Source organism: Aliirhizobium cellulosilyticum (genome assembly GCF_014198105.1).
Lineage (GTDB): Bacteria > Pseudomonadota > Alphaproteobacteria > Rhizobiales > Rhizobiaceae > Neorhizobium > Neorhizobium cellulosilyticum.
This window is the reverse complement of sequence record NZ_JACIGW010000005.1, coordinates 79016-93042: the sequence shown is the minus strand read 5'-3', so window position 1 is coordinate 93042 and position 14027 is coordinate 79016. Positions and strand designations below refer to the sequence as shown.

The 14027-nt window shown below is 58.0% G+C and carries 12 protein-coding genes and 3 tRNA genes; 10 read left to right on the top strand and 5 right to left on the bottom strand.

Features of this window, described 5'->3' with window-relative positions:
* Positions 1-49: 49 nt before the first annotated feature.
* Positions 50-1357: an oligosaccharide flippase family protein gene (locus GGE33_RS19775; RefSeq protein WP_183826948.1), complete on the top strand. Its 1308-nt coding sequence runs from the start codon at positions 50-52 to the stop codon at positions 1355-1357.
* Here GGE33_RS19775 and GGE33_RS19770 read toward each other — a convergent pair.
* From GGE33_RS19770 to GGE33_RS19750, 5 genes are all read right to left on the bottom strand, one after another.
* Positions 1354-2478: a glycosyltransferase family 4 protein gene (locus tag GGE33_RS19770; protein WP_183826943.1), complete on the bottom strand. Its 1125-nt coding sequence runs from the start codon at positions 2476-2478 to the stop codon at positions 1354-1356. The genes GGE33_RS19775 and GGE33_RS19770 overlap by 4 nt on opposite strands.
* 243 nt (positions 2479-2721) lie before the next feature.
* Positions 2722-4140, bottom strand: coding sequence for a hypothetical protein (locus GGE33_RS19765; RefSeq protein ID WP_183826940.1), 1419 nt, complete (start codon positions 4138-4140; stop codon positions 2722-2724).
* The gene (locus GGE33_RS19760; protein ID WP_183685040.1) at positions 4137-4313 is read right to left on the bottom strand and encodes a hypothetical protein; all 177 of its coding nucleotides are present in this window, start codon (positions 4311-4313) and stop codon (positions 4137-4139) included. Before GGE33_RS19760 ends, GGE33_RS19765 begins: the two co-directional genes overlap by 4 nt.
* A gap of 397 nt (positions 4314-4710) precedes the next feature.
* Positions 4711-5019 (bottom strand): hypothetical protein, encoded by a 309-nt coding sequence (locus GGE33_RS19755; RefSeq protein ID WP_183826937.1) that lies wholly within the window; start codon positions 5017-5019, stop codon positions 4711-4713.
* 198 nt (positions 5020-5217) lie between these two features.
* Positions 5218-5293: transfer RNA gene (locus GGE33_RS19750), tRNA-Val, on the bottom strand.
* Between the two features lie 272 nt (positions 5294-5565).
* On the opposite strand from GGE33_RS19750, the gene GGE33_RS19745 reads away from it, so the two are divergent.
* The 9 genes from GGE33_RS19745 (at position 5566) to nuoG (ending at position 14020) form a co-directional block, all read left to right on the top strand.
* A tRNA-Asp gene (locus tag GGE33_RS19745) sits at positions 5566-5642 on the top strand.
* A 58-nt stretch (positions 5643-5700) separates the two neighbouring features.
* Positions 5701-5777, top strand: a tRNA-Asp gene (locus GGE33_RS19740).
* 678 nt (positions 5778-6455) lie between these two features.
* On the top strand, positions 6456-6821 hold the full coding sequence (locus GGE33_RS19735; protein ID WP_112457281.1) for an NADH-quinone oxidoreductase subunit A: 366 nt from the start codon (positions 6456-6458) through the stop codon (positions 6819-6821).
* Positions 6812-7393, top strand: coding sequence for a NuoB/complex I 20 kDa subunit family protein (locus GGE33_RS19730; RefSeq protein WP_148147961.1), 582 nt, complete (start codon positions 6812-6814; stop codon positions 7391-7393). Before GGE33_RS19735 ends, GGE33_RS19730 begins: the two co-directional genes overlap by 10 nt.
* Before the next feature lie 18 nt (positions 7394-7411).
* Positions 7412-8014 carry an NADH-quinone oxidoreductase subunit C gene (locus GGE33_RS19725; RefSeq protein WP_183826934.1) on the top strand — a complete coding sequence of 201 codons (603 nt, stop codon included), beginning with the start codon at positions 7412-7414 and terminating at the stop codon, positions 8012-8014.
* An 88-nt stretch (positions 8015-8102) separates the two neighbouring features.
* Positions 8103-9293 carry an NADH-quinone oxidoreductase subunit D gene (locus tag GGE33_RS19720; protein WP_148147963.1) on the top strand — a complete coding sequence of 397 codons (1191 nt, stop codon included), beginning with the start codon at positions 8103-8105 and terminating at the stop codon, positions 9291-9293.
* 99 nt (positions 9294-9392) lie between these two features.
* Positions 9393-10535, top strand: a complete 1143-nt coding sequence (locus GGE33_RS19715) for an NADH-quinone oxidoreductase subunit E (protein ID WP_183826930.1) — start codon at positions 9393-9395, stop codon at positions 10533-10535.
* Between the two features lie 10 nt (positions 10536-10545).
* A complete protein-coding gene (gene nuoF, locus GGE33_RS19710) occupies positions 10546-11850 on the top strand; it encodes an NADH-quinone oxidoreductase subunit NuoF (RefSeq protein ID WP_183826928.1) in 1305 nt (434 codons plus the stop codon).
* A gap of 88 nt (positions 11851-11938) precedes the next feature.
* Positions 11939-14020 (top strand): NADH-quinone oxidoreductase subunit NuoG, encoded by a 2082-nt coding sequence (nuoG, locus tag GGE33_RS19705; RefSeq protein WP_183826926.1) that lies wholly within the window; start codon positions 11939-11941, stop codon positions 14018-14020.
* Positions 14021-14027: the final 7 nt, after the last annotated feature.

Sequence of the window (14027 nt, the reverse complement as noted above, 5' to 3'; positions counted from 1 at the left end):
GCGCGGTGCCAATGCCGCGTCGGTTCACTAACTGCATCGCGGGGCGCGTGTGTTCAATCTAAGGCATATTGCCGTCAATCTTCTAGGGTCGGCTCTCCCGATACTCATCATCCTCATTACCGTACCGCTTTATCTTCACGCCATTGGGGCTGAGAAATACGGTGCGCTGTCGCTTGTCTGGATCGTCTTCGGATATTTCGGCATTCTCGATTTCGGCATTTCGAGATCGGTAACGACAGCGATCAGCCGAGCCGAGGGCAGGCAGGCGAAGGCCGATATCATCTGGTCGGCCGCTGCGCTGAATATGGCCTGGGGGGCCTTGATCGCGATTGTCGGGGGAGGAGCCTTTTTCCTCTATGCCGGCCACAGTGAAAGCGAGATGGTCAAGGACGTTGCAACCGCGCTCCCCTGGATGATGTTTGGCATTCCGGTGCTGATGATCACGTCCACCTTGAACGGTGCTCTCGATGGCGAGGAGCGCTTCAAGATGGCCAACAGCCTGCAGCTGGTCGGGTCGATACTCTATCAGCTCGTGCCGCTGTTCACGGCCTATTATGTCTCCGATCATCTGCCCGATCTGATCATCGCCGTCATCCTGTGCCGCTTCGTGCTGCTGGTATTGTACGCCATTGTGGTCGGCCGCCTGTTCGATCTAGTGGCGCTGTTTTCCGTGTCGAAGTCCACCATGATTTCGCTGCTGAAATTCGGCTCTTCGATCGCCGCCGTAAATATCCTCGATCCGATCTTCACCCGCATCGATCAGGTCATCATTGCCCGTTTCGCCGGTGCCTCGGATGTTGCCGCCTACAGTATCGCGGTAAATTCGATTGGCCGGTTGGGGATATTGCCTATGGCGATGTCCAGATCGATCTTTCCGAAACTCTCGACCGGAACCGCCGATGACCACCGCGAAGCGCTGTTTTCCTCAAAGAGCAAGATCATCTGGATCTGGTTCGGCATTTGCGGTGCAGCCATCGTGGCGAGCGATCTCGTCTATTACCTGTGGCTCAAGGACCCCATCTATGTCGAAGTCAGCGCGGTCGCAAAAATCTATGCGGTCGGGCTTTGGGCCAATTGCCTCGGCATACTTCCCTACACCGCATTGCAAGCCTGGGGGCGCTCCACCACGATCCTGAAAGTGCATCTTCTCGAAATGCCCTTCTACCTGGTGGCGCTGGTGCTGCTGACATACCATTACGGCACGCTCGGTGCAGCCGTCGCCTATGGTCTGCGCAGTTATGCGGATTACATCATCCTCTGGAAAATGTGCGGTTATCCCGTTCGCCGCCAGGGCATGTTTACGATTCTGCTGATCGCTCTTTCGGTCCTGGCGTTTGCTATGCACCAATTCGTTTAACGGCTGGCCAGCCAGCCTTCGATAACGTCCGCCCATTTTAGCGAAATCTGGATCTTTTCCCATGCCTCCGGGGCATTGGCCGAGAGCCTGGAGTAGAGAGCGGCATCGGTCAGCGCCCCGTCGATCTTTGTCGCGAGCGCACTCGCGTTGCCGCCAGGAAACATGACGCAGCTGAAACCGTCCTCGATATTCTCCAGAAACATCGGATGGTCGGAGGCCACCAGCGGAGTTCGGGAACAAAGCGCTTCATAAATCGTAAGCGGCAGCCCTTCCGAATAATCGTGGCGGCTTGGCACGACGATGATATCTGCGGCGGACATGGCCGGAACCATCTCGCTGTTGGCAACAAGTCCCCTGAAGGTTACTTCAGCCTCTATCCCGAGCGTCTTCGCCAGTTGCGTCAGCCTGTCGGTTTCCCCTTTGCCATAAAGATCGACCGTGATCGGTTTGCCGTCCCGCTTCAGGCTGGCCGTCGCATGCAAAAGATCATCGACACCCTTCGCTGCACTCAGTAGACCGGCATACAGGATTTTGCGGCCTTGCGCCGAAAGCTTCGCCTCTCTGTCGTGAGGCGTATCCTGTGCCGGAAAATCCCATGCGACGACCTTATTTGCAGGCACGCCGATATCGACCAGCTGGCGCGCAGCCCTTCTTCCGTGATTCGCCACAAGCGTAACGTTGGGAGACTTGAGATAGTGCGCGATAACACGGCGCTTGAAGCGCTCTTTGAGGGTTTTGGCAGGAAACGAGTCGGCAAGAAGTGCCAGTGTCGGTACCCCTTTGCGGGCTGCCCATCTCAGCAGAATCGGGTTGGGCAGACGCAGGATCAGGCGATCGGGATTGGTCTTTCGAACGAGATCGAGAATTGTCGGGGCGTGGAAGCGGTCAGTGAAACCGGCACCGATGGCACGTGCGCCGCTTGGAAGAATGATGTCATAAGGCTCGGCGGTAAAGCCGGTAATCGTGGTCACATGATAGCGGCTCGCAAGAGACTGCACATAGTCGACCGTGTAGCGCTGTGCCCGGTAGGTTTCTGCCCCACCCTCGGAAAGCCGTAATGCCGCCTCACGAAAATCGCCCGCATATTGGACTATAACAAGGTTTTCCTTTGGAAGAGACATCGTCGGATCGATCTTTCGTCTTTGTACTTTGAATATGCAATAAGTCTTTCCAGCATAGTCTTCTATATAACTGATGAATGCCGGAGAGTACCGCTGCCCTTTTCCATTGATTTCTCACTCTTGGCATCGGCATGAAAGTTGTATCAAGTCATCGTCGCATTGCCTGGAATCTTGAAATGGCAATCGCGTTAAAAAGAATCCCGCTCCAATGGAGCGGGATGATCGGGTGACGCAGGGCTGTATTCAAGCCGCCAGCAGGTCCAGCAGCGCTGGTCCCTTGTTGTTGACGATCATTTCTGCCCCGAGCCATTCTGCATGCAGGCCATCTCTTGTCGTGTAACCCGCGGTCGTGAAACTTGTCCCGGCGGCGAGGGCAGGTTTGTTCGGGAACCCGTTATGGGCGCGATTGACTTCATAGGTGCCGACAGTTCCCGCTGTGCCGCTCAACTGCCTTACGATCCAAAGGCTGGGCGCAGCGCCGGTGGCATTGATCGGCACGCCCACACCTAGTGCAGGGCCGGATGTTACGGATGAAACTGTCAGCGTCGTGCCGGAAAGCCCCGCGGTGAAAAGTGTCGGCGTATAAGATGCGTCGTTGGGATTGCGTGTAACCGGGTATTTCCCCTCGCGAGTCGGGTCGAGCCCGTCAGCGGCATCCCAGCAGTAGTCCTCGCCGGAAATCCCGGTGCGTACCAGATTGTTGAATTCCGCGATCGGCTGGCTCGAAATCGTCTGGTTTGCCTTGCTGGCATAGCCATCCGTGCTGCTGGTCCGTGGATAGAGCGTTTCGCCGATAACGACGATATCCGAACGAAGTCCCTTCACCCAGCTGGCAAAGGTTGTTCGGCGCCCGGCAAGGGCAGCGGCGGTGTCACCGGTATCGTTGATGCCATATTCGTTGATCACATGTGTCCAGTAGCCCGCTGTGATCAACTGCCCGAGATAGGTATGCGTGCCGGCATTCCAGCTTGCCAGAAGCGTGGCTGCGATGGCGTGGTTGGTGTAGCCGTGGTTTCTGCCCAGGATGACGCACTCGATTCCGGCGTTACCGTTGCTGTCATTGATATAGGTGCCGCCGGCAGCACGGCTGGTGCCGAAGATGATCGGCGCGGCCTCCCTATGCTCCGTGGCGATGACCATGGGAAGATAGAGACTGCCGTTAGCCGCGCCTACGCTTCCGCCCCCGGTGTGGTCGGCAACGGCGCTCGTGCTGATGTCCATGAAATCGCCGGATGCAATGCCGTAATTGGACTCGTTGCCGCCTGCCATCTGTGTCCAGTTGACGCCTGAGGGAATGTTGACGAGCGGCCTCAGCCAGAATTTTGCCCCGCGTGGAACCGTGACGTTGAATGTAAGCGCTAGATTGCCGACGGGAAATGCGACAGCCGAGCCGCCTACCGCAATACACTCATTTGCGAGCGTGAAGACACCGGCTGGATATTCAAGCGATACTTTCAGCGTCCCGGCACCGCTCGATGCTTCGGACGAACCGCTCATCCTCCAGTTCGGATAGACGACGCGCGGATTGATCAGCCTTCTACGTGCAGTATGGACAGTAATGGCTCTCAGCCAGGGAAGTGTCGCATTCCAGTTGAGTGACGGAAAGCAGCGGGTGGCGGCTTGGCGCATCGCGGCTGGACGAATGGAAAGAAGTTCGCTCATGCCGCGGTCCTTACAAGTTCGATAACGGATTGATTCTTTTCGCGCACGACGGCACCGCTCTCGGTGACTGTTTTCCAGCGATAGCCCGAAGGCGCCGGGTAGGGCGGTACGATGGCTACCTTGTTCCCCAGGATTGTCGCCAGACTTGTGGTGGAGAGGCAAAGGTCAAGCATGACTGCCACCTCGCACTGGTCTGCAAGGCTTGTGTCGTGGGGTAATTCTTCTCTTCATCCTGCCGTTCCTTCTGGTCACTGCGCTGTTGGCGCGGGCCTTGATTCTAGAAGGTGTTGGGATGGCGGGGATAAAGCGTCCGGCAAAAGCGAAGTCTTCGGCGATGTGAAAAAGTCGGGATGTTGATTCTGAAAGGTTTTGAAGGCGAACATGTGCGTGAAGCGCTTCGTCGCTTCCCCGTTTTGCACGAGGCGGAGCAGTTTGCTCCGCGAATCTTTTCAGATCGGCGCCTGTGGAGAGATTATTGTGCCGAAGCCGTCGCAAAACGGTCGATCGATGTGCAATGTCAGATCTTTAAGGGCGTGGCTGAATTCGCGCCTCTGCCGCACTCCGTTCGAATCAATTCAGGAAGTTGCGATTTCCACGGCGATCGATCGTCTCAAGCCGCTTACCGTCGGTATAGACCGTGACGCATTCGCTTTTGCGCTGCTGGAGCACGCAGATCTTCCCGTTGTCGATCCTGTAGCCGATCTTGCCGCCTTCCCGATACTGGTAGCCATTTGGGGCATCTTTTAGATTGGACGTCTTTGTCAGCGTCTGCCGAATTTCCGTTGCCGTTGCGGGACGAAGCTTTGCTGTGTCCTTTGCCGCGGCTGGCGAAACGCAGAATGTTGCGGCGAAGAGAAGGGGGAGGCAGGCGAAGCGCATCGGGTCGGCTCTCTCACAAATTTGATGTGGCTGCAGAAAGAACACGGTTCGCAGCCTGTTGCTCACGCCTTGCATATCACAGGCTTGGGGGAGCGGCAGCGCGGATTTTGCAACGAGTAGGCAGATCTGTGCGAGCACGGCTCAAATACCCGCGAAATCAAATCGCTTATCAGTCCATAATAAAGGAGAAGAAAAGAATGGTGGGCGATGAGAGACTCGAACTCCCGACATCCTCGGTGTAAACGAGGCGCTCTACCAACTGAGCTAATCGCCCTTCGCGAGACCGGATCGTGTCCGCCGCGTCGGTGGCCGTGATCTATGCGGATCGGAAAAAAACCGCAAGAGCCTTCGTGATGTTTTTTTGAATTTTTCGTCGGATATGCGCAAAAAAGAGCGGCTGTGGATAAAACATTGAAGGCGTCATCCTTTTGTCTTGAAACCTGCTTGACACCCGATCCCGAACCTCTTAGACAGCCGCCAACCGAGCGATTGAGGTCGCCCGGCCAAGAGGTTTCCCTTCCAGGAGGTGGATTTCTTGAAGAAAGTGCGGGTGTAGCTCAGTCGGTTAGAGTGCCGGCCTGTCACGCCGGAGGTCGCGGGTTCGAGCCCCGTCACTCGCGCCATTCTTCTCTCATTGATTAATCGGTTGACCCCGGTTAATCCGCCGTAAAAGGCAAATGCGCGGGTGTAGCTCAGTCGGTTAGAGTGCCGGCCTGTCACGCCGGAGGTCGCGGGTTCGAGCCCCGTCACTCGCGCCATTCTCTCTATCCTCCATATTTCTATTCACCTATGCGGTTTCAAACACCGCATGACGGTCGCTTTTAGACTTACGTCGCCCTGTTCCTTCCATCCTGCATTTCGCGGCCCTGCTGATCGCTCGGCTGCTGTTTCCTCTCTTTATCTTCGGGGGAGGGTGGTTGCCCGTTCGCAATTGCGTGATCGACCTTTTTCGTGTGGGCAGTTTTGTGTCGGTTTCGGTTATGCTGTCCGGGGTGGCGCGGATTTCCCGTAATGCGCGAGATGGCTTTCCGGTGCGGAGGGTTTTGCCTGTGTTTTCGGAGTTGCCTGCAACCGCTGCGACTGTTTTTGTGGGGCTCGTGCCGTGCGGACAATTGTCGCAGGGGTGATTTTTCGTGCGTAGACTTGGCAAAGCGCAAGTTCACTGCAAACGTTGATATTTTTGCTCCTGTTAATAACTTTTTGCGATGCTCCCGGCTCTATCGCTTTGTCGTTTTTCAATCGTTTCAGGCTTTCCGTCACCCTCCGCGACATTTTGTCGTCTTTCGCACCTCTATGCGTGTGGGGTGGCTTGTTAAAGCACTTGCGTGGGAAACGCGGCTGCGATAGTCACGGCTTGTTGCAATGCACGTTCGCTTGCCCGCGCATTGCCTAAAAATGCGTCGTTCGGCGCTTCTTGCAGGCAGGGGTTGGATATCATGAGTGAACTTCTCGCTTCTTACATCCCGATCGCGATCTTTATCGGAATCTCCATGGTTATCGGCCTGGCGCTTTTGATCGCGCCGTTTGCCGTCGCCTATAAGGCTCCCGATTCCGAGAAGCTGTCGGCATATGAATGCGGCTTCAACGCATTCGATGACGCGCGCATGAAGTTCGATATTCGATTCTATCTCGTGTCGATTCTCTTCATCATCTTCGACCTTGAAGTGGCGTTCCTCTTCCCCTGGGCTGTGTCCTTCGGGGAAATTGGCTGGTTCGGCTTCTGGTCGATGATGGTCTTCCTTGCTGTTTTGACAGTCGGCTTTATCTACGAATGGAAAAAAGGAGCTCTGGAATGGGAGTAGTCGATAGCGGCAGCACCCTCGTTGCACCTCAGCCGAAAGGCATCATTGATCCCAATACCGGTAAGCCGATCGGCAGCGATGACGCATTTTTCGGCGAGATCAACAATGAGCTCGCCGACAAGGGGTTTCTCGTCACGTCGACGGACGAGCTGATCAATTGGGCCCGTACCGGTTCGCTGATGTGGATGACCTTCGGTCTTGCCTGTTGCGCCGTCGAGATGATGCAGCTTTCCATGCCGCGTTATGACGTAGAGCGCTTCGGTTTTGCACCGCGCGCCTCTCCGCGCCAGTCCGATGTGATGATCGTCGCCGGCACGCTGACCAACAAGATGGCGCCGGCGCTCCGCAAGGTCTATGATCAGATGCCGGAACCGCGTTACGTCATCTCGATGGGCTCCTGCGCCAATGGCGGCGGTTATTATCACTATTCCTATTCGGTGGTGCGCGGATGTGACCGCGTTGTGCCGGTCGACATCTATGTGCCAGGCTGTCCCCCCACGGCAGAGGCGCTGCTTTACGGCGTGCTTTTGCTGCAGAAAAAGATCCGCCGCACCGGCACGATCGAACGCTGAGGCTTCAAGGAGGATATCATGACTGAAGCCTTGAGCGAACTTTCCAACTATATCCGCGAAGCGCGCCCCACGCTGGTCGAGGACGCATTGATTGCCTATGGCGAACTGACGCTCCTCACAACCGGTGCAAATGTCGTCGATCTTCTGACTTTCCTGCGCGACGATCCCCGCTGTGCCTTCGTCAATTTCATCGATGCCTGTGGTGTAGACTATCCGGCGCGCGTCAAGCGCTTCGATGTCGTCTATCACTTGATGTCGCCGAAGCAGAACCAGCGCATCCGCGTGAAGCTTGCAACGGCTGAGGAAGAGCCCGTTCCGTCTGTCACTTCCGTTTATCCGGGTGCCGACTGGGCCGAGCGCGAAGCCTGGGACATGTACGGTATCCTGTTTACAGGCCATCCGGATCTTCGCCGCATCCTCACCGATTACGGCTTTGAAGGTCATCCGCTGCGCAAGGATTTCCCGACCACCGGTTTCGTCGAGGTTCGCTATGACGACAGCCTCAAGCGCGTCGTCTACGAACCGGTTGAGCTCCGCCAGGAATTTCGCAGCTTCGACTTCCTGAGTCCGTGGGAGGGACCGGAATACGTCCTTCCCGGGGACGAGAAGGCTAATACCTGACGCCGAAATCTGAAACTGGCGCATAAGCGCCGGTTTGACGCCAAGTTTTTCCCGCCCGGTACGCTTGAGTACTGGCATGGAGCCGCAGATGACCGAGCACAACGTTCGTAACTTCAACATCAATTTCGGGCCGCAGCATCCTGCAGCGCACGGCGTTCTGCGTCTTGTGCTGGAACTCGACGGCGAAATTGTGGAGCGCGTGGACCCGCATATCGGTCTTCTGCACCGCGGCACCGAAAAGCTCATCGAGACGAAGACTTATCTCCAGGCCGTTCCCTATTTCGACCGCCTCGATTACGTCGCGCCGATGAATCAGGAGCATGCCTTTGCTCTGGCCGTCGAAAAGATGCTCGGTCTGGAAATTCCGATCCGCGGCCAGCTCATCCGCGTCCTTTATTCCGAGATCGGCCGTATCCTGTCGCATCTCTTGAACGTCACCACCCAGGCCATGGACGTCGGCGCGCTCACCCCGCCGCTCTGGGGTTTCGAAGAGCGCGAAAAGCTGATGGTGTTTTACGAGCGTGCATGTGGCGCGCGCATGCACGCAGCCTATTTCCGTCCCGGCGGCGTCCATCAGGATCTGCCGCATGAGCTGGTCGAGGATATCGGCGCGTGGTGCGACCAGTTCCCGTCCAAGCTGGATGATATCGACGATCTTCTGACCGGCAACCGCATCTTCAAGCAGCGTAACGTCGATATCGGCGTCATCGATATCAACGATGCCTGGGCACGCGGCTTCTCCGGTGTCATGGTCCGCGGTTCGGGCGCTGCCTGGGACCTGCGCCGTGCGCAGCCATACGAATGTTATTCCGACCTCGAATTCGACATCCCGATCGGTAAGAACGGCGACTGTTACGATCGCTACCTCATCCGCATGATCGAGATGCGCGAGAGCTGCAAGATCATGAAGCAGTGCGTCAACCGCCTGCTCGGCGATGCCAAGGCCGGCCCGTTCTCGGCTACCGATGGCAAGGTTGTGCCACCCAAGCGCGGTGAGATGAAGCGCTCGATGGAAGCGCTCATCCACCACTTCAAGCTTTATACCGAAGGCTACCACGTGCCCGCCGGCGAAGTTTATGCCGCCGTCGAAGCTCCCAAGGGCGAGTTTGGCGTGTTTCTCGTGGCCGATGGCACCAACAAGCCCTACCGCTGCAAGATCCGTGCTCCGGGCTATGCGCACCTTCAGGCGATGGATTTCGCCTGTCGCGGGCACCAACTGGCGGACGTCTCGGCGGTGCTGGGCTCGTTCGATATCGTGTTCGGTGAGGTAGACCGCTGATGGTATCCGTCGCTGCGATCATCCCTGCCAAAGCCTGCGAAGCCGCTTTTGCGGTGGTCTCGCGGCGTGTGTCAATAAACTGATAAGGCGTGAGAAAGAATGTCCGTTCGTCGACTAGCCGAAGAACAGTTCCAGCCCGCTAACTTCGCCTTCAACGAAGAGAATGCGGCCTGGGCCGAGGCAACGATCAGGAAATACCCGGAAGGCCGGCAGCAGTCGGCCGTCATCCCGCTTCTGATGCGAGCGCAGGAGCAGGAAGGCTGGGTCACCCGCGCCACGATCGAGCATGTCGCGGCCCGTCTCGACATGCCCTATATCCGCGTCATGGAAGTGGCTACTTTCTACACCCAGTTCCAGCTGAAGCCGATCGGCACCCGCGCCCATATCCAGGTCTGCGGCACCACGCCCTGCATGCTGCGCGGCGCCGAAGAGCTGATCAAGGTCTGTCAGCACAAGATCCATCACGATCCGCTGCAGCCGAATGCCGACGGCACGCTGTCCTGGGAAGAAGTCGAGTGTCAGGGCGCCTGCGTCAACGCACCGATGGTCATCATCTTCAAGGATGCCTACGAAGACCTCACGCCCGCGCGTCTCGAAGAAATCATCGATGCGTTCGAAGCAGGCAAGGGTGACGAAATCAAGCCCGGCCCGCAGATCGAACGCCATCTCTCCGCGCCTGAAGGCGGCGCGGTCACGCTGAACGACGAGATCAAGCCGGTCCGCACCAATCTCGAGCCGCAGCCGGAGCCGGCTGTCGACGCAGCCCCGGTTCCTCCGGCAGAGGCTGCAAAGCCGAAGGATACGGCACCCGAAACCGATCCCAAGCTGAAAACGCCGGTTACTGCGCCGAAGGCCGCCGAAGCAAATGCCAAGGCAACGGTAGATAAGTCGGCTGCAGAGGTCCCAAAGGCTGAAGCCGTCAAGGCTGCTCCCGGCGCAAAGTCCGAAAAGCCGTCGCTGGAAGACAAGAACTGCCCTAAGGGCATCGAAAAGCCGGCTGAGGTTGATGACCTGAAGCTGATTTCCGGCGTCGGTCCGAAGATCGAAGCAACCCTTCACGAACTCGGTATATTCACCTTCGCGCAAGTCGCATCGTGGAAGAAGGCCGAGCGCGAATGGGTGGACGGCTACCTGAATTTCAAGGGCCGTATTGAACGTGACGACTGGCTCAACCAGGCCAAGGCGCTCGCCAAGGGTGGCGAAGCCGAATACATTAAAGTCTTCGGCAAGAAGCCACGGTAAGGGGTGAGATATGCTTAACGATCAGGATCGCATCTTCACCAATATCTACGGCCTCAAGGACAAGTCCTTGAAGGGAGCGATGAGCCGTGGCCACTGGGATGGTACTAAGATCATCATCGAAAAGGGCAGGGACTGGATCATCAACGAGATGAAGGCATCCGGCCTTCGTGGTCGTGGTGGTGCTGGCTTCCCGACCGGCCTCAAATGGTCCTTCATGCCGAAGGAATCTGACGGCCGTCCGCATTATCTTGTCGTCAACGCCGACGAATCTGAGCCCGGCACGTGCAAGGACCGCGAAATCCTCCGCAACGATCCGCATACCCTGATCGAAGGCTGTGTGATTGCCGGTTTCGCCATGGGCGCCCATACGGCCTTCATCTATGTTCGCGGCGAATACATGCGCGAGCGTGAAGCCCTGCAGGCAGCGATCGACGAATGTTACGAGGCAGGCCTACTCGGCAAGAACACGGTCCATGGCTGGGATTACGACATCGTCGTCCATCACGGCGCCGGTGCCTATATCTGCGGCGAAGAAACGGCATTGCTCGAAAGCCTCGAAGGCAAGAAGGGCCAGCCGCGCATGAAGCCGCCATTCCCGGCGAACATGGGTCTCTATGGCTGCCCGACCACGGTCAACAATGTCGAATCGATCTCAGTCGCCCCGACGATCCTGCGTCGCGGCGCGTCCTGGTTTTCCTCGATCGGCCGTGCCAACAATGTCGGCACCAAGCTGTTCATGGTTTCGGGCCACGTCAACAAGCCCTGCACCTTCGAAGAGGCAATGGGGCTCTCCTTCCGCGAGATCATCGAACATCACTGCGGCGGCATCCGCGGCGGCTGGGACAATCTGCTAGCTGTCATTCCTGGCGGCGCATCCTGCCCCATCGTGCGTGGCGAAGACATGGCCGACGCGATCATGGACTTTGACGGCATGCGCGAGGTCAAGTCTTCCTTCGGCACCGGCGGCATGATCGTCATGGACAAGTCGACGGATGTCATCAAGGCGATCTGGCGCATCGCGGCCTTCTTCAAGCATGAAAGCTGCGGCCAGTGCACGCCGTGCCGCGAAGGCACCGGCTGGATGATGCGCCTGATGGAACGCATGGTGCGCGGTAACGCCCAGAAGCGTGAGATCGACATGCTGTTCCAGGTTTCCAAACAGGTTGAAGGCCATACGATCTGCGCGCTCGGCGACGCAGCCGCTTGGCCGATCCAGGGTCTGATCCGCAATTTCCGCTCCGAGATCGAAGCTCGGATCGACCAGTATACATACAATGCGACGTCTGAAGGCGCCGTCATGGAGGCGGCCGAATAAGGCCTGCGACACGCAGGGTTTCGGTTGTTGAAATGAACTATTTCCGGGCCTTGGATGCTCGGGTTGAACACAGGACGTAAGTGATACGATGGCAAAGCTGAAGGTTGACGGCAACGAAATCGAAGTTCCTGACCATTTCACGCTGCTCCAGGCATGCGAGGAAGCGGGAGCCGAGATTCCGCGCTTTTGTTTCCATGAGCGTCTGTCTGTGGCAGGCAACTGCCGCATGTGTCTGATTGAGGTGAAGGGCGGCCCGCCAAAGCCGACGGCCTCCTGCGCCATGGGCGTGCGCGATATCCGCGGCGGCCCGAACGGCGAACTGCCGGAAATCTTCACCAATACGCCTATGGTCAAGAAGGCCCGCGAAGGCGTGATGGAATTCCTGCTGATCAACCATCCGCTGGATTGCCCGATCTGCGACCAGGGCGGCGAATGCGACCTGCAGGACCAGGCGATGGCCTTCGGTATCGACTCGTCTCGTTATGGTGAAAACAAGCGCGCTGTCGAAGACAAGTATATCGGCCCGCTGGTCAAGACCGTAATGAACCGCTGCATCCACTGCACGCGCTGCGTCCGCTTCACCACAGAAGTCGGCGGCATTTCCGAACTCGGCCTGATCGGCCGCGGCGAAGATGCCGAAATCACCACCTATCTCGAACAGGCCATGACCTCCGAGCTTCAGGGCAACGTCGTTGACCTCTGCCCGGTCGGCGCTCTAACCTCGAAACCTTTCGCCTTCACCGCCCGTCCGTGGGAACTCGGCAAGACGGAATCGATCGACGTCATGGATGCCGTCGGCTCCGCCATCCGCGTCGACACCCGTGGCCGCGAAGTCATGCGCATCATGCCGCGCGTCAACGAACAGGTGAACGAGGAGTGGATTTCTGACAAGACCCGCTTCATCTGGGATGGCCTGAAGACCCAGCGTCTCGACCGTCCTTACGTCCGCAAAGATGGCCGCCTGCAGCCCGCAAGCTGGGGTGAAGCCTTCGCGGCCGTCAAGGCTGCCGTTTCCGCAACCTCGGGCGACAAGATCGGCGCAATTGCCGGTGACCTCGCTTCCGTCGAGGAAATGTATGCGTTGAAGCAGATTCTGTCTTCGCTCGGATCGGAAAACCTCGACTGTCGCCAGGACGGGACGGCGCTTGATCCGTCGCTTGGCCGCGCAAGCTACCTCTTCAATCCGACCATCGAAGGCATCGAACAGGCCGGCGCTCTGCTCATCATCGGTGCCAACCCGCGCCTCGAAGCCGCCGTCCTCAACGCCCGCATCCGCAAGCGCTTCCGCCGCGGCAACTTCCCGATCGGCGTGATCGGCGAAGTCAACGAGCTGCGTTACCCTTACGACTATCTTGGTGCAGGTCCGGAAACGCTTTCCGATCTGGCCTCGGGTGTAAACAGCTTTGCCGAAAAGCTGCGTGGCGCAAAGAACCCGATGATTATCGTAGGGCAGGGGGCTCTCACCCGTCCGGATGGTCTGGCTGTTCTTCAGGCTGCAGCGCAGCTCGCAGGCTCGGTCGGTGCCCTGACGGAAGAGTGGAACGGTTTTGCCGTCCTCCACACCGCAGCCTCCCGCGTCGGCGGTCTCGACCTCGGTTTCGTTCCGGGTGCGAAGGGCGCAGATGCTGCGACCATGCTGCGCTCGATGGACGTTCTCTTCCTGCTCGGCGCTGACGAGATGAACTTCTCGGCCAAGTACGCCAAGACGACGATCTATATCGGCAGCCACGGCGATCATGGCGCAATGAACGCCGATATCATCCTGCCGGGTGCGGCCTATACCGAAAAGTCCGGTACCTGGGTCAATACCGAAGGCCGCGTCCAGATGGGCAACCGCGCCGGCTTCGCGCCGGGCGAAGCCCGCGAGGAATGGGCGATCCTGCGTGCGCTCTCCGATGTGCTCGGCAAGAAACTGCCCTTCGACAGTCTCCAGGCTCTACGCGCCAAGCTTTATCAGGACCACCCGCATTTTGCGCAGATCGATGAGATCGCTGCAGGCTCGGTCAACGATGTAGCAGCGCTCGGCCAAAAGGCCGGCGAAATGACCAAGGGCGGCTTCTCTTCGCCGATCAAGGATTTTTACCTGACCAACCCGATTGCCCGTTCCTCTGCCGTCATGGCTGAGTGCTCGGCATTGGCCCGCAACAACTTCCAGGCTGCGGCGGAGTGATATGAAT